Source organism: Sulfurivermis fontis, assembly GCF_004001245.1.
Lineage (GTDB): Bacteria > Pseudomonadota > Gammaproteobacteria > Thiohalomonadales > Thiohalomonadaceae > Sulfurivermis > Sulfurivermis fontis.
This window is the reverse complement of sequence record NZ_AP018724.1, coordinates 960,407-978,504: the sequence shown is the minus strand read 5'-3', so window position 1 is coordinate 978,504 and position 18,098 is coordinate 960,407. Positions and strand designations below refer to the sequence as shown.

General features: G+C 64.4%; 18 protein-coding genes and 2 pseudogenes. 9 read left to right on the top strand and 11 right to left on the bottom strand.

Going from position 1 to position 18,098, the window contains the following annotated elements:
- Nucleotides 1-37: 37 nt before the first annotated feature.
- Nucleotides 38-1,435 (top strand): annotated as a pseudogene (merA, locus tag EP379_RS05045) (mercury(II) reductase); the annotation flags it as partial.
- Here merA and EP379_RS05040 read toward each other — a convergent pair.
- Nucleotides 1,432-1,896 (bottom strand): hypothetical protein, encoded by a 465-nt coding sequence (locus tag EP379_RS05040; RefSeq protein WP_420824451.1) that lies wholly within the window; start codon nucleotides 1,894-1,896, stop codon nucleotides 1,432-1,434. The pseudogene merA and the gene EP379_RS05040 sit on opposite strands and share 4 nt — an antisense overlap.
- Before the next feature lie 77 nt (nucleotides 1,897-1,973).
- Between EP379_RS05040 and EP379_RS05035 the strand changes: the two genes are divergently transcribed.
- Nucleotides 1,974-2,246: an SRPBCC domain-containing protein gene (locus EP379_RS05035; protein ID WP_127476477.1), complete on the top strand. Its 273-nt coding sequence runs from the start codon at nucleotides 1,974-1,976 to the stop codon at nucleotides 2,244-2,246.
- A 52-nt stretch (nucleotides 2,247-2,298) separates the two neighbouring features.
- Here EP379_RS05035 and EP379_RS05030 read toward each other — a convergent pair whose 3' ends face one another.
- The 5 genes from EP379_RS05030 to EP379_RS05010 form a co-directional block, all read right to left on the bottom strand.
- Entirely contained in the window at nucleotides 2,299-3,045 is a 747-nt protein-coding gene (locus tag EP379_RS05030; protein WP_127476474.1) for a hypothetical protein, read from the bottom strand.
- Between the two features lie 7 nt (nucleotides 3,046-3,052).
- The gene (locus EP379_RS05025; protein WP_127476472.1) at nucleotides 3,053-3,235 is read right to left on the bottom strand and encodes a hypothetical protein; all 183 of its coding nucleotides are present in this window, start codon (nucleotides 3,233-3,235) and stop codon (nucleotides 3,053-3,055) included.
- A gap of 66 nt (nucleotides 3,236-3,301) precedes the next feature.
- A complete protein-coding gene (locus tag EP379_RS05020; protein WP_127476470.1) occupies nucleotides 3,302-3,835 on the bottom strand; it encodes a VOC family protein in 534 nt (177 codons plus the stop codon).
- Nucleotides 3,832-4,278 carry a YybH family protein gene (locus EP379_RS05015; RefSeq protein WP_127476468.1) on the bottom strand — a complete coding sequence of 149 codons (447 nt, stop codon included), beginning with the start codon at nucleotides 4,276-4,278 and terminating at the stop codon, nucleotides 3,832-3,834. The genes EP379_RS05020 and EP379_RS05015 overlap by 4 nt, the downstream gene beginning before the upstream one ends.
- On the bottom strand, nucleotides 4,275-4,910 hold the full coding sequence (locus EP379_RS05010) for a TetR/AcrR family transcriptional regulator (RefSeq protein ID WP_127476466.1): 636 nt from the start codon (nucleotides 4,908-4,910) through the stop codon (nucleotides 4,275-4,277). The genes EP379_RS05015 and EP379_RS05010 overlap by 4 nt, the downstream gene beginning before the upstream one ends.
- A gap of 175 nt (nucleotides 4,911-5,085) precedes the next feature.
- Here EP379_RS05010 and EP379_RS05005 point away from each other — a divergent pair, with 175 nt between their 5' ends.
- The 3 genes from EP379_RS05005 (at nucleotide 5,086) to EP379_RS04990 (ending at nucleotide 7,020) form a co-directional block, all read left to right on the top strand.
- Nucleotides 5,086-5,685, top strand: a complete 600-nt coding sequence (locus EP379_RS05005; protein WP_127476464.1) for a type IV toxin-antitoxin system AbiEi family antitoxin domain-containing protein — start codon at nucleotides 5,086-5,088, stop codon at nucleotides 5,683-5,685.
- 202 nt (nucleotides 5,686-5,887) lie between these two features.
- Nucleotides 5,888-6,418: a DUF3592 domain-containing protein gene (locus EP379_RS04995; protein WP_127476462.1), complete on the top strand. Its 531-nt coding sequence runs from the start codon at nucleotides 5,888-5,890 to the stop codon at nucleotides 6,416-6,418.
- A 2-nt stretch (nucleotides 6,419-6,420) separates the two neighbouring features.
- Nucleotides 6,421-7,020 carry a hypothetical protein gene (locus EP379_RS04990; RefSeq protein ID WP_127476460.1) on the top strand — a complete coding sequence of 200 codons (600 nt, stop codon included), beginning with the start codon at nucleotides 6,421-6,423 and terminating at the stop codon, nucleotides 7,018-7,020.
- A 25-nt stretch (nucleotides 7,021-7,045) separates the two neighbouring features.
- Here the strand turns inward: EP379_RS04990 and EP379_RS04985 are convergent, their stop codons facing one another.
- Together EP379_RS04985 and EP379_RS04980 are read right to left on the bottom strand one after the other, a co-directional pair.
- A complete protein-coding gene (locus EP379_RS04985; protein ID WP_127476458.1) occupies nucleotides 7,046-7,657 on the bottom strand; it encodes a hypothetical protein in 612 nt (203 codons plus the stop codon).
- Between the two features lie 12 nt (nucleotides 7,658-7,669).
- Entirely contained in the window at nucleotides 7,670-7,954 is a 285-nt protein-coding gene (locus EP379_RS04980; protein WP_127476456.1) for a hypothetical protein, read from the bottom strand.
- 426 nt (nucleotides 7,955-8,380) lie between these two features.
- On the opposite strand from EP379_RS04980, the gene EP379_RS04975 reads away from it, so the two are divergent.
- The 4 genes from EP379_RS04975 to EP379_RS04960 all read left to right on the top strand — a co-directional run bounded on the left by EP379_RS04975 (nucleotide 8,381) and on the right by EP379_RS04960 (nucleotide 15,112).
- The gene (locus EP379_RS04975; RefSeq protein ID WP_127476133.1) at nucleotides 8,381-9,406 is read left to right on the top strand and encodes an IS110 family RNA-guided transposase; all 1,026 of its coding nucleotides are present in this window, start codon (nucleotides 8,381-8,383) and stop codon (nucleotides 9,404-9,406) included.
- A 908-nt stretch (nucleotides 9,407-10,314) separates the two neighbouring features.
- Nucleotides 10,315-11,241 (top strand): ABC transporter ATP-binding protein, encoded by a 927-nt coding sequence (locus EP379_RS04970; protein ID WP_127476455.1) that lies wholly within the window; start codon nucleotides 10,315-10,317, stop codon nucleotides 11,239-11,241.
- Entirely contained in the window at nucleotides 11,234-14,110 is a 2,877-nt protein-coding gene (locus EP379_RS04965; protein ID WP_127476453.1) for a Gldg family protein, read from the top strand. Before EP379_RS04970 ends, EP379_RS04965 begins: the two co-directional genes overlap by 8 nt.
- Before the next feature lie 3 nt (nucleotides 14,111-14,113).
- Complete coding sequence (locus EP379_RS04960; protein ID WP_127476451.1) at nucleotides 14,114-15,112, top strand: DUF4340 domain-containing protein; 999 nt, start codon at nucleotides 14,114-14,116, stop codon at nucleotides 15,110-15,112.
- Nucleotides 15,113-15,259: 147 nt separating this feature from the next.
- Here EP379_RS04960 and EP379_RS04955 read toward each other — a convergent pair whose 3' ends face one another.
- The 3 genes and pseudogenes from EP379_RS04955 to EP379_RS04945 form a co-directional block, all read right to left on the bottom strand.
- Nucleotides 15,260-16,411: a S1C family serine protease gene (locus EP379_RS04955; protein WP_127476449.1), complete on the bottom strand. Its 1,152-nt coding sequence runs from the start codon at nucleotides 16,409-16,411 to the stop codon at nucleotides 15,260-15,262.
- Nucleotides 16,412-16,430: 19 nt separating this feature from the next.
- On the bottom strand, nucleotides 16,431-17,393 hold the full coding sequence (locus tag EP379_RS04950; protein ID WP_127476447.1) for a zinc metalloprotease HtpX: 963 nt from the start codon (nucleotides 17,391-17,393) through the stop codon (nucleotides 16,431-16,433).
- Nucleotides 17,380-17,858, bottom strand: a pseudogene (locus tag EP379_RS04945) (phosphate-starvation-inducible PsiE family protein). Before EP379_RS04945 ends, EP379_RS04950 begins: the two are co-directional and overlap by 14 nt.
- Nucleotides 17,859-18,098: the final 240 nt, after the last annotated feature.

Sequence of the window (18,098 nt, the reverse complement as noted above, 5' to 3'; positions counted from 1 at the left end):
GTCTGATTGCTGCGCGGTCTCTTCAAGCCGTCCTGCATCCCCTTTGCACATTGCCGTTGTCGGCAGTGGCGGCGCCGCCATGGCCGCCGCGCTGAAAGCCGTCGAACGCGGCGCGCGGGTGACGCTGATCGAGCGCGGAACCATCGGCGGCACCTGCGTCAACGTCGGCTGCGTGCCCTCCAAGATCATGATTCGCGCCGCCCACATCGCCCATCTGCGCCGCGAAAGCCCGTTCGATGCCGGCATGCCGCCCACACCGCCCACCGTCCTGCGCGAGATGCTACTGACCCAGCAGCAAGCGCGCGTCGACGAGCTGCGCCACGCCAAGTACGAAAGCATCCTGGACGGCAACCCGGCGATCACCGTCCTGCATGGCGAGGCGCGCTTCAACGGCGGCCAAGGCCTCACGGTGCACTTGAGCGACGGCGGCGAGGAAAACGTAACCTTCGACCGTTGTCTCATTGCCACCGGCGCGAGCACGGCCGTGCCGCCGATTCCGGGCCTTGCGGACACGCCCTACTGGACCTCCACCGATGCGTTGGCGAGCGACACGATTCCTGAGCGCCTGGCCGTGATCGGCTCGTCGGTGGTGGCGGTCGAACTGGCGCAAGCCTTTGCCCGGCTCAGCTCCAAGGTCACGATCCTGGCGCGCAGCACGCTATTCTTCCGCGAGGATCCGGCGATCGGCGAAACGCTCACGGCGGCGTTCCGCGCCGAGGGCATCGACGTGCTGGAGCACACACAGGCGAGCCAGGTTGCGCATGTGAATGACGAGTTCGTGCTGACGCTCCCGAGCGGTGAATTGCGCGCCGACCGGCTGCTCGTCGCCACCGGCCGCGCGCCCAACACCCGCAACCTGAATCTGAAGGCGGCGGGCGTCGCGGTGAACCGCCAAGGCGCCATCGTGGTGGATGACCATCTGCGCACCAGCGCGCCGAACATCTACGCCGCCGGTGACTGCACCGATCAGCCGCAATTCGTCTATGTCGCGGCGGCAGGCGGCACGCGCGCGGCCATCAACATGACCGGCGGCGACGCCGCGCTCGATTTGTCGGCGATGCCGGCCGTGGTGTTCACCGATCCGCAGGTGGCCACGGTGGGTCTGTCCGAGCAGGAAGCACACTACGCCGGTATCGAAACCAATAGCCGCCTGCTCACGCTCGACAACGTCCCGCGTGCGCTGGCCAACTTCGACACACGCGGCTTCATCAAGCTGGTTGTAGAGGCCGGCACACAGCGGCTGATCGGCGTGCAGGCGGTCGCGCCGGAAGCGGGTGAATTGATCCAGACGGCGGCGCTCGCCATCCGGGCGCAGATGACGGTGGAGGAACTGGCCGACCAGTTGTTTCCCTACCTGACGATGGTCGAAGGGCTGAAGCTCGCGGCACAAACCTTCAGCAAGGACGTGAAGCAATTGTCTTGCTGCGCCGGCTAATCTGCCTTGCGGGTGTTCCACAAACGCGCCCGCTGCTCCTCCCACAACAGCGGCGTCCCCGACGCCAGGTCGAACAGCGTCACCTCCGGCGGCAGAGTCTCGTCGAGTATGGCGGCGACGATGTCCGGCGCCAGGGTGGTGAGGTTCACCATCCGGCTCACGTAGGCCCGATCCATCCCCTCGCGTTCGGCCACCTCGGATAGCGTGCGTGCCACGCCGGATTGTTCGCCCCGTCCCTGGGGCTCCCCCCTTCGGGGCCGGCTACGCCGTCCAAATTCGCTCCCGGCGAATTTGTCCACCATCGCCAGCCAGCGGTGGCCGCGGGCGAGCGCGAGCTGGATCGGCGTCGGCGTGTCGGTGGCGGCCCTGTGCCCCAATGTTGCCCGGTTCCACGCTCTTTTGCTCTGAAGTTCTCTCGACACAAGGCCAACGTCTTCGCCGGAGCACACGCAAACGGTCATTCGTGACCATGACTTACTCGTGCATCACTGCCATCGGTTATCCATCGCGCGAGGATGACTGAGGCAGCTCGCGAACACTGCACTACACCCAAAACCCATCGCCGCGACGCATCGAGGTCGATCATGGTGCGGACCGCGATGACGATCCCGGCATGTTCCGCATGCTCGTCACTTTCGACGAACAGTCCGATGGACGCACCGTGCTGACCCTGCGGCAGTTGCATCCCACACGGGCACAGCGCGAGGCGACGATCGGCTTTGGCGCGGTCGGCTATGGGGTCCAGACGCTCGACAAGCTTGCCGCGCATCTGGCGACGAGAGCGGACTCCGCCACGGTGCGCCCCTCGTAGCCCGCTCGCTCGCGTTCATGGCAGTGGTACGCTCCCGCTAGCACGACGGGACTCAGAGGCCGCGCCAACGCTCGGGAATGTCGTCGAGCACCGCCGCGCGCAGCACGCGCAGGAGTTCCGACGGTGGCCACGCGGTGACATCGACCGGTCGGCCGTCGTACGTGAGCGGCTGATAGGCGCGAAGGTCGCGGCCCGCCGGAAACGCGGCGCAGTTGCCATTTTCGAGATAGAAGGACACGTCCTCGTCTTGCGGCTGCCAGCCCGCGGCGAACGCCTCGCGATTCCACAGCAGGCGGTTTTGCCGGATCGCGTTGCGGCGCTCGAGGCGCACCGACACCACCACGCCGGGCGCGTCGCGCAGCATTCCGCGCATCTGGTCTTCCCAGCCCGGGCGCGGTGCCGCCCAATTCACTTCCGCGATACGCTTGCGCCAGTAGCCGAGCACGTCGGCCTCGAGCGCGGCGGGCGGCGCGCACGACTGCACCCGCCCTTCGAAAACGTAGCCCAACCAGGTCGGCTCCGGCCGGATCGACAGCAATGTCGCGAGCACGCCGAGCGTCGTGACCGCATACAGCAGACGCCATTGGGTGCGCGCCACTGGCTTGACGAGTGCGCACAAGGCCCAGAGCAGCACGCCCAGCGCCGCGCCCACCGGCCCGGAAATGAAGATGCCGATGGCCGGGCCCAGGTTCGCATCCGGTGCCAGCAGCAGGGGGCCGACAAAGCCCGCGAGGAAGCCCGCGAGGCCGAGGACCAACACCCATTTGACGCCAGGCGGAGTTTCGAACCGGTCGCTCATGGTGAACTCAGAACCAGAAGAGGCACATCGCGCCCAACAGACTGTACACGCCGATCACCCTCCAGTACTCGCCCGGCGCCCCATCGCGCGACACGGTCTTGCGGGTCCAGCGGTCCTTGCCGGTGACCTCGCCACAGTAAAGCGACCAAGCAACGTAGACAAGAAGGCAGACCCCGAGGAAACGGAACATGGTCTCAGTTCCTTGTCGAGCCTACGGCTCTTTTGGCGAAGGGCATGCCGAAAATACGATGCGCGCTCATCGTAACGACCTCTGGAGCCGCTCCCGATCGATCTTCGTCATGCCCAGCATCGCCACGTTCATCCGCTCGGCGGCGGCACGGTCCGGGCCCTCGTCGATGGCCAGCACGAAGTCTGGGACGATCTGCCAGGACACGCCGAAGCGGTCCTTGATCCAGCCGCAGGGCTGCACCTGGCCTCCTTCAGACAGTGCTTCATGCAGGCGGTCGATCTGCGCTTGCGTTTCGCAGTTCACGTAGAGCGAGAAGCTCTCGTGAAACTGGCCGAAGTAGCCGCCGCCGTTGAGCGCCAGAAGCTCCATGCCGTTGAGCTGGAAGCGGATCGTCTTGACCGCGCCGGCCGGCCCGGGCCGTTGCTCGGGCGGTAAGCCGTGCAGCTGCGTTACGGTGTCGATTTCGGCCTGCGAGAACGTGCTGCGCGCCAACTCTTTCGCCTCTCCGAACACGGCGCGAAAGAGCTCGATGTAGGTGCGAACCGCCTGTTCGGTCTGCTCGGCGTTGGCGAAGGCCAGACAGGGCATCATCGTGTTCATGAGCGAGGCTCCTCAGCTTCGAGGGCGTGGGGCGCGGAGTGGTGCTCGTGGGCGATGAGCCACTGGCCATCGCGCTTGACGAGCCCCAGGGTCAATCGGCACACGGGTGAGGGCGAGCCGCCGATGCGCAAGAGTCCCGTGGCGAAGGCCACGTCCGATCCGGCGGTGACGCGCAGCTCCTCGATGACGAAGAGTTCTGGGTGCGGCGTGCCATAGCGGAAGAACAGGTCCCAGGTCTTGTGGTAGGCCGCAAGCCCAAGCGACTGCAAGGGCTCGGGCACATCGAACATCACGATGTCCTCGGTGTGATGCACCAGTATCCCTGCCCTGTCGTCGGCCTGGATCGCGCCCTCCCAACGACGGATCAGCGCCGTGACTTCGGCGGTCGCGTCTACGGTCGTCACCCGGTCGGGGGCACCTGCCAGGCGCGGATCGTTGTTCATCGCGATCTCCTTGCCGTGGGGATGGGCAACAGCTGCGCCACGTAGCGCTTCAAATGCGCGAGGGCATCGAGCGCGGCCTGCGGGTCGTTCATGGCTTTGGCGAGCACGAAGCCGCCTTGCAACACGGCCTGGGTGTGGCGCGCGAGGCTTTCGGCGCTCCATTCGGCGCCCGGTGCGTACTTCGCCTTGGCCGCTTCGATCGTCGGCACGAGGGTCTGTGCGTGCGCCTCGATGCCGGCGCCGCAGGCCGTTTGCAGCGCTGAATGACTTGCGAAGGTTTCCTGCACCAGGGTGCCGAGCAGGCAGGTGAACTCCGGGATCGCCCCGCGCACCAGCCCGGCGCGGAAGTCGAGGTAGGCAAGCAGCCGCTGGCGCGGATCCTCGACCTGCCAGTACGGCGCGGCGGCAAACAGCGCGCCGGTGGTGTCGTTCCAGTGCGTGATCGCGGCCAGCGCGGCCGCCTCCTTGCTGTCGAAGTGGTGAAAGAAGCTGCCCTTGGTGACGCCGGCTGCGGCGCACAGATCGTCCACCGTCGTCGCGGTGTAGCCCTTCGTACGGAACACACCGAGCGCGGCGTCCAAGAGGCGCTGGCGCGAATCCTGCCCGCGGGCGGTGACGGCGGCTTTGATCATCCTCATTTCATACCGATTAGTTGGTTTTTTATCCTAACCGACTACTCGGTATGGTCAAGGGGTGCCTGTAGCCTACCGCCAGTTGGAATTGCGGCATCATGCAAAGGAACCCATGCCAGTTGTGTTTTGTCGGTAGTTCTTTACAGCTACCGACGTTTCGCAACATCATGACGGCATGGACAGTTCGCACCAGAACATTCTGGTTCTTGCCGCCCAGCGCGGCCTTATTCGCCCACGCGATCTCAATGAGCGCGGGCTGCCCACGGTCGCCCTCACGCGGCTGGTGCGCCAAGGGCTGCTCCAGCGCGTGGGACGGGGCCTGTACGCGATTCCGGACCGGCCCGTCTCGGAACACGGTGCACTCGCCGAGGTGGCACGCAAGCACCCGCAAGCCATCATCTGCCTGCTGTCGGCACTGCGCCTACATGAACTCACCACACAGTCGCCGTTCGAGGTCTGGCTGGCAATCCCCAACAAGGCACGCGCGCCAAAGATGGACTATCCCCCGCTGCGCATCGTGCGCTTCTCTGGCGCCGCGCTGACGGAGGGGATCGAGGAGCGCCTCATCGATGGTGTGCCGGTGCGCGTGACCAACGTCGCCCGGACGGTGGCCGACTGCTTCAAGTTCCGCAACAAGATCGGCCTGGATGTCGCGCTGGAGGCGCTGCGTGAGGCCTGGAATGGGAAGCGCGTCGGCATGGACGAACTGTGGCAGTTTGCCAAGCCGTGCCGGGTGGCCAACGTCATGCGCCCCTACTTGGAGAGCCTGACGTGAGCAGCCGGAACACCGCCGCCTCGGTCCGTGCACGACTGCTCGCCAAGGCCCGCACCGACATGCAGGACTTCAGCCTCGTCCTCAACCTGCTCGAGGCATTTCGGCAGTGCCGCCTCCGGCCTGAGTGCGAGGGATTCGCCACCATCGGAGCGATCGCGAGGGTGGATAGGCATGAAAGAATTGAATCGAAACTTATGACGCCATGGACTTGCTGAGTTTGCTGGCCAGTTGGGCCGAAGATCCCAGACAGCCGATCGGTTGTGTGCTGATCGTCGCGGGTCTCGTCGCCCTCTACAAGGACTGGAAGATTCGCCAGTTGGCGGCCGCCTGCCAGCGTTGGCCTACTGCCGAGGGGATGATTCTCGACAGCACCATCGAAATTGACAGGGACAATTGGTTCGGCGGCGAACCCAGGAATTTCTCGCCTGGGGTCTTTTCACCGACCATCCGCTATCGCTACACGGTCAAAGGACGCGAATACACAGGTGATGAGATCGCTCCCGGAGGATTGGTGAATACCAGCACAGAGGCCAGTGCTGCACGCTGGGCCCAACGCTTTCCGCCCGGCAGTCGGGTGCGGGTGCGCTACAACCCGCGGTCGCCCGCAGAGTCCTATCTCGTTGCCGAATACATGGGCGGATTATTGGGGCGGGGCATCCCTCTCATCTTCATTGCCATTGGCCTTGGACTGGCATCGGGAAGGATTGGGGCCAGTCATCCAGGAGGTGAGTAAGCGTGCCGGTCGATCGCGATATCTCGCGCCGCAGGCCCCGTCAGCCGTTGGAGTCCGGCCGGGGCGCAAGTTTTGTCACCCAAAAACTCATGCGCGATGGCCGGGTCTGGGAGTATCGTTCCACCGGTATCTCGCGGGCATTTGCCGGCGTTTTCCTTTATCTGGGCTATGCGGCGCTGGCCGGTGTGCCGCTCCAGCTAGGGCATGGCTTCTTGCCGGGCGCCCTGGCATTTTTATGCGCAGGCGGGCTGTTCGTTGGCATCGGCCGCCACCTGCGACAGCTCTTCAGCGCAGGTGCGCGCTTCGACCCGCTAAACCGGCGCATCGAGATTCCCGCCCGTCCGGCGTTGTTGCCCTGGTTGGGATCGGGCCGACAGGCGACGATGCTGAAGTTCGACGAGGTGGCCGAGATCGAAATGCTCGAAAAAGACATATGGGCGGGAGACTCCCGCAGTATCGTCAACGTTGAATTGAACCTGGTGCTCAACGATGGCGGACGCATCAATCTGGTTTCCCATACCGACGCCACCGCGATCCTGTCGGAGGCGAATCTGCTCGCAGGATTGCTGGGTATTCCCGTGTTCGACGGGCGGCGGTCCTGAACCTCTACGTCTGGCCGGACGAGGTTCAATTGCCGGCTTGCAGTTCCAGCGTTGGAAGCCACTGCTGCCAACGCCCGGCTTCCGCAATCGCTTCTTCGTGACGTCCCCACTGGCCGAGGTTCAGGGGCTCCACGTCTCCGGGAAGCACGAGATCGAGGCTCCAGTACTCGTAAGTCCTGGCGGGGCTTTCGGTCGACGTGCCGGTCGCGGTCAGGCGGGTCAATTGCAGGGTACGAAGCTCGTCCGTCGAGCCCGTGATGGTCGTGATGCGGCCCGCGAGCCCGGTGCGGAAGCGGAATTGCCGTCGCCTCAGATCGATTTCCAACTCACGCTCCCATAGCGCATACAGCAACCCGCTGATGACGAAGACACAAAACAGGAGCGTTGCAACACCGAAGGCGATCCATTCAGGCCACTCGAAGTTTTTGAAGCATTGCGCCAGGTAAGCCCATGGATCATGCCGGAAGGCCGAATTTTTGGAATATTCCGAGATCAAAAAAACGGACACGAGAAAGACCGGAAAGCCGACAAATATCCAACCGAAGTGGCGGCGCTGGACGAGCCGGATACTATCCTGGCGCACCTCCACTCTGGGTGCGCCGTTCAGTTTCGATGAGAATTGGGGCGGATTGGCCATGGCGCGCACGCCCTACGGCCGGTCGCGCTTTTTCGCTTCCTGCAAGACGCTGTGCAGGCGTTCGCTTCCATGTTGACGCTGGCCCTTGATGACCAGGACCACGCTTGCCGTTTCGAGGACAGCGCCGATGACGATCAGCGCAATGGCAACGGGCTTCTGAACGGAAAAAGGCAGAAGGTCCGGCGCGAACAGGGCCAGCAGGCCCGCCGCGAGCAGCACGAAGGCGCTGCCGGCCAGCACCCGGATCATTGGCGAGAACCCGGGCGGCGTTGCGGAAACGTTCGGTGTCATCTTCATATTTTTCCCTCCGAAATGCACTGGCAGTTTGCCAACCATGAAAACCTAAGGAAGCTCTGAATAAGTTCAGAGCTTCCGCGGCACAGGGATGTGCCGCCATTTTTCAACGACGATAAGTCGTTGAAAAATGAAGCCGAGCGAAAATCACACGTTTCGCTTGGCGTGGTCTGAGAAGTCCAGGATGGACTTATTCAGACCTTCCCTAAGGCAAGGAGAATTGAATGGACGCCTCCCACCCCGTGAGCGCTGAACACGAGTTATCCGGCGCGCTGGCCGTCTTCGGTATGGAGGGACCTGCGGCGCCCGGCGCCGTGGATAGCTTTGCGGTGTGGGTGGGATGAAGGTGGACCCTCACGGGCCGACGGCATCGAAGTGCCCAAGGTGGAAGATACTGAAGGTCTTCACAGGCAAACCGGAGGGTCCGAAATGAATGGTAGCAAAACGGTCGTTGGCGTGGATATCGCCAAGCGGGTATTTCAGTTGCACTGGATCGACATGGAGACCGGAGAGATCGTGAGCCTGCAGCTCAAGCGCGAGAAGTTCCTCGAACACTTCGCTAACCGGCAACCATGCCTCATTGGGATGGAAGCCTGCGGCGGTGCGCAGCACTGGGCGAGGAAACTCACGGCGCTGGGCCACCAGGTCAAGCTCCTGCCAGGCAAGGCGGTGAAGCCGTTCGTCACCGGCAACAAGAACGACCGGCAGGACGCGCGGGCGATCTGGACAGCGGTGCAGCAGCCGCACGTCAAGGCGGTGGCGATCAAGACGGAAGAACAGCAGGCCATCCTGGCGCTGCACCGCATGAGGAGCCAGTTGGTCAAGTTCCGCACCGCGCAGATTAACGGCCTGCGGGGGTTGCTCGCCGAATACGGTGAAGTGATGCCGCAGGGCAAAGCGGGGGTCAGGAAGGGAATTGCTGCGGCTTTGGCCAGACTGGAAGACCGGCTGCCGGCAATGGTGATCGATACGTTGCGCGAGCAATGGGCGCGCATCGAGAAGCTGGATGGGGAAATCGCCGCCATCGAGCAGCGCATCCAGCTGTGGCTCAAGCAAGACGAAGCTTGCAAGCGAATCGCTGAAATTCCTGGTGTCGGGCCGCTGACCGCCACGGCGGCGGTCGCCATCATGGGCGACGCCAAAGCCTTCAAGTCGGGGCGAGAGTTCGCCGCCTTCGCCGGCCTGGTGCCGCGACAGGTGGGCACTGGTGGGCGCATCAAACTGCTCGGCATCAGCAAGCGCGGTGACACCTACCTGCGCACCTTGCTGATTCACGGTGCGCGATCCGTGCTGACCCACGCCAAAGACCCCGGCCCGTGGGTCACGAAATTACGCCAGCGCCGGCCGCTGAATGTCGCGGTCGTGGCCCTGGCCAACAAGATGGCGCGAACGATCTGGGCGATGCTCGCCCATGAACGGACGTACCAAAAGGGATTCGTCAGTCAGCCGGCATAGGTGCCTGACGAGTGTATCAACCACTTTGAAGAAAGGAGTGGCCGCCGTAAAGGTTGCGCAAGGTCGATAAAGTGTGATGGCAAACAGGTCAGACCGTGACCCGCCAAACCTGTATGGCGGTAAGGACTTCGAGTCCTTCAGGAGAATGAGGCGCGGGTCAGCGGATTCCATCAGGGCCAGCAGGTCTATTCCTGCACAACAGGCCGGATATAGAACTGCAGCCTATCTGTCCCAACACACCAAAATCGCCCTTGGCAAACGGGAGGCGTCCATATAAACCGCCATGCCTGTCTATGGAATCTCCGTGTTGACCTTCATATTCCAAATTGACACCAACACCCAAAGGCCAACTGTCCGCTGTTGGCCGTTTTCTCACCGGATCGCGTCGCTTTCCGTGTACTGGCCCGGGCTCAAGAAACATTTAATATCAATAAGTTACGTTCTGACTGTGCAAGCCGTTGGATGACGGCATTGCCCAGCCGGTGGACCGGTGTTTGGTTTCCATCGCGGAACTTTTCGCGCCGGGGCGCTGTCGCATTTGGCGTTTTTCTCAGGGAAAACCAGAGATTGACAGATGCGCCCGGCAAGAACATCGAACAACCGCGCAGCCTTCAATTCTATCCTTATCCGCTCGCCTCCCTATCATCCCGATTGCCCCAGGGCAAGGCGCACAGCCTTGCCTGTCCGATGTAGATGCTGCCGGTGCGGTGCGCGCGCCGGTTAAGGAAGCTCTGAATAAGTTCAGAGCTTCCGCGGCACAGGGATGTGCCGCCATTTTTCAACGACGATAAGTCGTTGAAAAATGAAGCCGAGCGAAAATCACACTTTTCGCTTGGCGTGGTCTGAGAAGTCCAGGATGGACTTATTCAGACCTTCCTTAACCGGGTGTCACCACGAGGGACAAGGAGATGATTCGAGTAGCGAACCTGACACGCCGCTATGGCGATTTCACCGCGGTGGACGACGTGAGTTTCACGATCGACCGCGGCGAGGTGGTGGGACTGCTGGGTCACAACGGCGCCGGCAAGACCACCATCATGAAAATGATGACCGGCTTCCTGGAGCCCACGGCCGGCACCATCCACATCGACGACTTCCAGATCGGCCGCGACACCGCCGCCATCCAGGCACGCATCGGCTATCTGCCGGAGAACTGCCCGGTGTGGCCGGAGATGACGGTCATCGACTATCTGGACTACCAGGCCGCGCTGCACGGCGTGCCGCAAGGCAAGCGCAAGGCGGCGGTGGTGCAGGCGATCCGCCGCACGGCGCTCAAAGAGAAGGCCGCGGCGCCCATCCAGACCCTTTCGCGCGGCTACCGCCAGCGCGTCGGGGTGGCGCAAGCCATCCTGCATGAGCCGGACATCGTGATCCTGGACGAACCCACCAATGGTCTGGACCCCACCCAGATCCGCCACATGCGCGAGCTGATCGGCGAACTGGCCCAGACGGCCACGGTGATCGTCTCCACCCACATTCTGCAGGAGGTGCAGGCCACCTGCGAGCGGGTGCTGATCCTGCGCGCCGGGCGCCTGGTGGTCGATGCGCGCATCGAGGAGCTGCGGCAGAGTCCCGCCCTGCTGGTGGTGGTCGGCGGCGAGGCCGAGGCCGTGCTGAAACGCGTCGATGGCGTCACCGACGTGCGTGCCCTGGCGAACCGCGATGGCCGTCGCCACTATCGCATCGAGATCTCGCCCGATGCCGCGCCGCGGCTGGCCGCCGCCGTGCAGGCAGCGGGGCTCGATCTGTTCGAGCTGCAACCGGAACGCCACGACCTGGAAACCGTGTTCGCACGAGTCAACGAGGCAGCCGTCCAGGAGGTGGCCCATGGGTGAGATGCTGTGGACGGTGGCGCGCAAGGAGTTTCGCGCCTTTTTCGCCTCGCCGGCCGCCTATCTGTTCCTGGGCGCCTTCCTGGCGGCAACACTGTTCGTCTTCTTCTGGGTGGAGACCTTCTTCGCCCGCAACATCGCCGACGTGCGGCCGCTGTTCCAGTGGCTGCCGCTGCTGATGATCTTCCTGGTGGCGGCGCTGACCATGCGCGCCTGGTCCGAGGAGCGGCGCGCCGGTACCCTGGAGAGCTTGCTCACCGCGCCGGTCGAGCCGCTCGCCCTGGTGCTGGGCAAATTCCTGGGGGTGCTGGGCCTGGTGGCCCTGGCCCTGGTGCTCACCCTGCCCTTGCCGATCACCGTGGCAATGCTGGGGCCGCTCGACTGGGGGCCGGTCATCGGCGGCTATGTGGCCACTCTCTTTCTAGCCGCCGCCTATATCGCCATCGGCCTCACCATGAGCGGTCGCACCGACAACCCCATCGTCGCCCTGATCCTCACCGCAGTCGTGTGCGGCCTGTTCTACCTCGTCGGTTCCGACACCCTGACCACCCTGTTCGGCCACCAGACCGGCACCCTGCTGACCTTGCTGGGCACGGGCACGCGCTTCGAGTCAATCACCCGCGGCGTGCTGGACCTGCGCGACCTCTATTACTACGTCTCCATCGTCGGCGTATTCCTGACGTTCAACCTCTTCTCCCTGGAGCGCCAGCGCTGGGCCGGCAATCCGGCAAGCGCCCGCCACCGCCAGTGGGGCTGGGTGGCGGGGCTGGCCGCCGCCAACTTCGTCGCCGCCAATCTCTGGCTGGCCCCCATCGGCTGGGCACGGGCCGATATCACCGCCGAGGGGCAGTACTCCTTGTCGGAGGCGACCAGGCAGCAACTGGCGGGGCTGCGCGAGCCGCTGTTGATCCGCGGCTACTTCTCCGCCAAAACCCACCCGCTGCTGGCACCGCTGGTGCCCAAGGTCAAGGACCTGCTGGAGGAGTATGCCGTGGCAGCCGGCAGTCACGCCCGGGTGGAGTTCATCGACCCCACGCGCGACCGCGAAGCCGAGGAAGAAGCGGCCTCCCGTTATGGTATCCAGCCCGTGCCCTTCCAGACCGCCGACCGCTACCAGGCGGCCGTGGTGAGTTCCTATTTCGATGTGGTTGTCGCCTACGGCGACCAATTCGAAAAACTCGGCTTCCGCGATCTCATCGAGGTCAAGGCGCGCGGGGAGCGCGATCTGGACGTGGTGTTGAAGAACCCCGAGTACGCCATCACCCGTGCCATCCGCAAGGCGGTTGGTGCCTACCAGTCCGGCGGCAACCCCTTCGAGCGGCTCACCCGGCCGCTGGCCTTCAAGGGTTACATCTCGCCGGACACCAAGCTGCCCGCGGCACTGCGCACACTGCGCAAGGAGCTTGCGGCCGTGCTCGACGAGCTCGGCAAGCAGGCCGGCGACAAACTGCAGGTCAGCTTTGCCGACCCGGACGCCGACGGCGGAAATCTCGCGCACGAGCTCAAACGCAAGTACGGCTTCGGGCCGCAGATCGCCAGCCTCCTCGACCCCACCCCCTTCTGGTTCTACATGGTGCTGGAGGGCGACGGCGAAACGCTGCAGGTGCCGCTGCCCGAGACCCTGGACAAGGCGGGCCTCAAGCGCAGCCTCGACGCTGCCCTGCAGCGCTTCACGCCGGGGGCGCTACACACCGTCGCCCTGGTCAAGCCGCAGCCCTTCGGCCCCGGAGGCCAGCGCTTCAGTCAACTTGAAAAAGTGCTGGGCGAAAACGTGCGGATCAAGGAGACAGACCTCAAGGGCGGCCAGGTACCGGCAGAGGCCGACCTGCTGCTGGTGCTCGCGCCGCGCGAGCTGTCCGACACGCAGCGCTTTGCCATCGACCAGTTCCTGATGCAGGGCGGCAGCGTGGTGCTCGCCACCTCGCCCTTCGATGTGCAGGTGAGCAACACCCTCACCGCCGGCAAGCAGTCCTCCGGGCTCGAGGAGTGGCTGGCCCATCACGGCCTCGCCATCGAGGAGACGCTGGTGCTCGATCCGCGCAACACGGCGCTGCCGGTGCCGGTGGAACGTTTCGTGGGCGGGCTGACGTTCCGCGAATACCGCATGCTGCCCTATCCCCACTTCCCGGATTTGCGCGGCGACGGACTCAACCGCGACAACCCGATCACCGCCTCCCTCGGCCAGCTCACACTCAACTGGGCCTCGCCGATCACCGTGGAGGCGGAAAAGAACAAAGGCCGCACGGTGTCCGAGCTGCTCAGGAGTTCGCCGCAGAGCTGGGTGTCAAGCAGCCTCGACCTGATCCCCGACTACCGGGCCCACCCGGACACCGGCTTCGCCGCCGGCGGCGAGCGCAAACCGCGCCTGCTCGCGGTGGCCGTCGAGGGGCGCTTCGACTCCTTCTATCAGGGCAAGGAGTCGCCGCTGGCCAAGGCCGCAGAAGCCGTCAGGGACAAGGCCGGGGATTCCGGCACGGAAACGGAGCAGACCGACAAGCCGGAGCCGCGCATCACCGGCATCATCGAACGCTCACCCGAGTCGGCGCGCCTGATTCTGGTGGCAAGCAACAGCTTCGCCTCGGACGCCGCGCTGGACCTGGCCTCCCAGGGCCTCAACACCCTCTACACCAAACCGCTGGCCTTCCTGCAGAACGCCATCGACTGGTCGCTGGAGGACCGCAGCCTGCTGGCGCTCCGTGGGCGCACGCAGCTCGCCCGCACGCTCAATCCGCTGCGTGAAGGCGAGCAACGGCTGTGGGAATACGTCAACTACGGTCTGGCGCTGCTCGGGCTCGTCGCCGTTTGGGGCTGGCGCCGCCGGGCGATGGCGGCGGACCGTCGTCGCTACGAGCATATTCTCGCGGAGGTGTGATCCATGCAGAAGACACTCAAACTGCTTGCCGTGCTGCTGGGTGCGCAACTGCTGCTCGCCCTCGGCCTGAACCTGGCGGACCGGGGCGTATCGGCGCCGGCCGAATCGGGGCCGTTGCTCGCGATAGCCAAGGAAAAAATCGATCGCATCACCCTCGAGGGTCCGGACCAGGCCAGGGTAGTGCTGGCAAAGAAGGACGGCGCCTGGCGTCTGACCGAGGCGGGCGATTTCCCGGCCGACGGCGATCGCGTCGAGCAGCTCATCGAGCGCCTGGCCGGGCTGAGAACCACGACCCCGGTCGCCACCTCGGCCTCGGCGCAGGCGCGCTTCAAGGTGAGCGGCGACGCCTTCGAGCGGCGCGTCACCCTGGCGCAAGGCGACAAGGCCCTCGCCACGCTCTATATCGGCACCTCGCCATCCATGCGCCTGGTGCATGCGCGCGTCGATGGGCAGGACGCCATCCACACGGTGGCGCTGGCCACCTACGACCTGCCGGTCAAGGCGGCCGACTGGGAAGACAAGAAACTCCTGGCCGTCTCGCAAGACGACGTCACCACCATCGAGCTGGCCGGACTGACGCTGCGCCGACAGTCCGCCGCCCACAGCGACGGTGGCGAGGGCGCTGCAACGCCGGGCTGGAGCGCCGAGCCGATGGACGCCGGCAAGCGGCTGAACGCTGAAGCGGTGGACAAACTGCTCGATCAGCTCGCCGGACTGCGCTTCGCCCACGTCCTCGGCCGTGAGGCGCAGCCCGACTTCGGTCTGGCGGCGCCGGCGCTGTCGTTGAAACTCTCGCGCAAGACCGGCGAGGTGTTGGAATACCGCCTGAGCAAGGCCCCGGACAAGGAGGAATACACGCTCAAGGCGTCCACGCGCCCGGAATATTTCCGGCTGGACAGCTGGAACGCCAAGGCACTGCTCGATGCCGCCAAGCGCGACGCCCTTGTGCAGGACGCCCCCGCCAAGACTGACGCGGCAGCCGCCGCGCCGGCCAAGCCCTGAGCGCCTGAGCCATCCCGCCATGAAGCGGCAGCGGGCGTCGAAGCGGACAAGCTTCGCGCCCGCTGCCCTCGCCGTCGCCGGGGGGCCTCGCCGAGGCACCAGCAGAGGTCAGTTGCTTCTGGTTCAATGGCCTCGGGATGTTTCTGCTCAAACGCCCGGCTGCAATTCCACACGCACTTCACGCGATTCACCGTCCCGCGCCACCAACAGCACCACCACATCACCCACCTGCTTGTCATCGAGCCGGGCCAATAACGTTGCCACGTCGTCTACGGGCGCGCCATCGATGTCGACGATGCAATCGCCGGGCACTATGCCCTGACGCCCCACCTCGACCCCCACAAGCCCCGCCTTTTCTGCCGCCGAACCTGGAGCGACCCGCAGCACGAACACGCCGCGTCTGCCGGTCATGGCCTGCAGGCGTGCGTTGAGCTGTTCGTCCACTTCGATGCCCAGCGCCGGGCGAATGTACTTACCGTTCTTGATGAGCTCTGGCACCACGCGCATGACGGTGTCGACCGGTACTGCGAAGCCTATGCCTGCCGATGCACCGGACGGACTGTAAATGGCGGTGTTGATACCGATCAGCCTGCCGGCGGAATCGAGCAGAGGTCCGCCGGAGTTGCCCGGATTGATGGCGGCATCGGTCTGGATCAGATGATCGATGGCCGGACCACCCGCTTCGCCCGCCAGGCTGCGGTCCAATGCCGACACGATACCGGTGGTCAGCGTCCAGTCGAGCCCGAAGGGATTGCCGATAGCGAATACCTTCTGCCCCACCTTGAGATCGGCACTGGTGCCCACCGGCACCGCCGGCGGGCGTTTGAAGCCGACGCCGATCTTGAGCACCGCAATGTCATGCGCCGGACTGGCACCGACGAGCGCGGCCTGATAGTCGCGTCCGTCGGCCAGTTTCACCGTGGCAGCCGACGCGTCCTGGATGACATGGAAATTGGTCACGACATGACCCGCTTCGTCCCAAATGAAGCCGGACCCCGTTCCGCGCGGCACGGAAAAAACATTGCGTGACCAGACATCACGCACCAGTTGCGCCGTACTGATGTACACCACCGAATCGCGCGATTTTTCAAACAATTCGATGGTGGCTTTTTCATCCTGTGCCAAATCGCCTCGCGGCGTGATGGTGCGCTCGGCCGCCGTGTCAGGCGCAAACCACGCCTCGATGGCGGGCAGAAACTGCCACAACAGCATAAGCACCGCGACACAGGCAGTGATGACCAACCAACGGCGAATGAAATAGTCTGGCGCCGGTTGGCCGTAAGGATCGATGTAGGACATGAAGGTCTCCTGTTGGGAATCAGCGCCAGAGTCCGCCGGGGCGCCAACGCGGCGGGCGTGGCGCGATAGTGGGATCTGGCAGGAAGTGAGGTGAATGAAGTGACATCGGAACAAGCTGCGCCGCTAGATCCCGCAGCCGTTCGATACGCGCAGCCGTTGCAGGGTGTGTACGCAACCAAGAGGGTTCGGGATTGCCCCATCCCGGCAGCAGCCAGGCGCGCCAGGAGCGGCTGACCCGCTCGATTTTCGCCAACGCAAGAGCCAACCCATACGGATCGCCGGTCAGCTCGGCCGCCAGCCGGTCGGCGTCGAACTCGCGCACCCGCGACAAACCGAGCTGAGCCAGCAGCGCCAAATGCGGCGCGACCGCCAGCAACAGCAAAGCGGGCCAATTGACATCGACGACGCCCGCCAGCAATGCCGGAAAACTGAACAGGATCGCTATTTGCGCGAGCAGCGCCATGAGATGCGTGAGTCGGCTGATGGAGTCCGCCAGCCCCATCACGCGCAGATCTTTGTTGGCGATGTGGGCCACCTCATGGGCGACGACACCGGTGAGTTCGCGCGGCGTGAGGCTGCGCAGCAATCCATCGGTGAGCACAATGGCGGAGCGATGTTCCGAACCGGTCGCGAAGGCATTGACGATGGCGCTGGGCGCGTAGTGCGGCACCGGTACGGCGGGCAAACCGGCCCGTGCCGCCAGCTCGCGTACCAGGGTCCAGAGATCGGGCGCTTCGCTCGGATGCAAGGCGCGCGCGCCATACAACCGCAGGGTCAGACTCGACGCCGCGGCAGGCTCGACGAGGAGAGCGAGACCACCTGCCCCCAATGCCAACCACAGGCCCATGTCGCCAAAAAGCAGGCTGCCGGCCAGGGCGGCGATACCGAGCAGGGTCACCACGAGCAGCGCTGTTTGCAGGCGGTTGAGCCAGCGATGCCGCGACCAGGCCGCGGGCAAAATCCCCGCGTCACGACCGTTCACGCTGGGCTTCCTCGGCTACTCTGTCATCGCGCTCGCGCAGCAGCCAGTAGGTTGTTCCCAAAGCCAGGGTCGCACCGGCCAGGGCGGCGACTTTGCCCGGACTGACATCGGGGTCGAGGATCACGAACTTGCGTGCCAACGCGATCAGTGCGATCAAGATCACCGTTTTGACCTGGATGATGCTAATGCCACGCGCACGATCGAGTGCTTGAACTCCATCGCAATCAACAGCGTCATGACCATGCCGAACACATTCTGGAATACCTTGTGATCGAGCGGATTGAATGCATCGATGATGAGCAGGTTAAAGACAATGGAAATCAGCTGTATCAGCGAAACGATGATGATCACCGCGATTACCGCCGACAGTACCAGCGCCACGACCTGCTCGAAGCGTTCATAGAAGCTCATGACGGCCCACTGGTCACGAAAAAGTCGGAATGGGTTGAGACGTTCTGGTTTCATAAAACATTGCTTCCTTGGAATTCACACAGCAGTGGTCTAACGCATTGCCAACAGAGCGCCATTGGCAGCGGTAACTGGAACTCCGCCCGCGCCATACGGGACGATGGCGGTCTTACTGCGGACGTCCGCGAATCCAGCCCCCGCTCACGGCACGGTCCGCCACCAACACATCGGCGCTACCGCCCTCGGCCAGCGCCTTCTCGCATTCGCCGCATGGCACGGTTCGACAGTCTACGCCGC

Bases quoted from the DNA above. Each gene is read 5' to 3' on its own strand.
- EP379_RS04970 (WP_127476455.1), top strand. From the start codon at position 10,315: ATGATTCGAGTAGCGAACCTGACACGCCGCTATGGCGATTTCACCGCG.
- EP379_RS04980 (WP_127476456.1), bottom strand. From the start codon at position 7,954: ATGAAGATGACACCGAACGTTTCCGCAACGCCGCCCGGGTTCTCGCCA.
- EP379_RS05020 (WP_127476470.1), bottom strand. From the start codon at position 3,835: ATGAACACGATGATGCCCTGTCTGGCCTTCGCCAACGCCGAGCAGACC.
- EP379_RS05030 (WP_127476474.1), bottom strand. From the start codon at position 3,045: ATGAGCGACCGGTTCGAAACTCCGCCTGGCGTCAAATGGGTGTTGGTC.
- EP379_RS04975 (WP_127476133.1), top strand. From the start codon at position 8,381: ATGAATGGTAGCAAAACGGTCGTTGGCGTGGATATCGCCAAGCGGGTA.
- EP379_RS05025 (WP_127476472.1), bottom strand. From the start codon at position 3,235: ATGTTCCGTTTCCTCGGGGTCTGCCTTCTTGTCTACGTTGCTTGGTCG.
- EP379_RS05040 (WP_420824451.1), bottom strand. From the start codon at position 1,896: ATGACCGTTTGCGTGTGCTCCGGCGAAGACGTTGGCCTTGTGTCGAGA.
- EP379_RS05010 (WP_127476466.1), bottom strand. From the start codon at position 4,910: ATGATCAAAGCCGCCGTCACCGCCCGCGGGCAGGATTCGCGCCAGCGC.
- EP379_RS04995 (WP_127476462.1), top strand. From the start codon at position 5,888: ATGGACTTGCTGAGTTTGCTGGCCAGTTGGGCCGAAGATCCCAGACAG.
- EP379_RS04960 (WP_127476451.1), top strand. From the start codon at position 14,114: ATGCAGAAGACACTCAAACTGCTTGCCGTGCTGCTGGGTGCGCAACTG.
- EP379_RS04965 (WP_127476453.1), top strand. From the start codon at position 11,234: ATGGGTGAGATGCTGTGGACGGTGGCGCGCAAGGAGTTTCGCGCCTTT.
- EP379_RS04985 (WP_127476458.1), bottom strand. From the start codon at position 7,657: ATGGCCAATCCGCCCCAATTCTCATCGAAACTGAACGGCGCACCCAGA.
- EP379_RS05015 (WP_127476468.1), bottom strand. From the start codon at position 4,278: ATGAACAACGATCCGCGCCTGGCAGGTGCCCCCGACCGGGTGACGACC.
- EP379_RS04955 (WP_127476449.1), bottom strand. From the start codon at position 16,411: ATGTCCTACATCGATCCTTACGGCCAACCGGCGCCAGACTATTTCATT.
- EP379_RS05005 (WP_127476464.1), top strand. From the start codon at position 5,086: ATGGACAGTTCGCACCAGAACATTCTGGTTCTTGCCGCCCAGCGCGGC.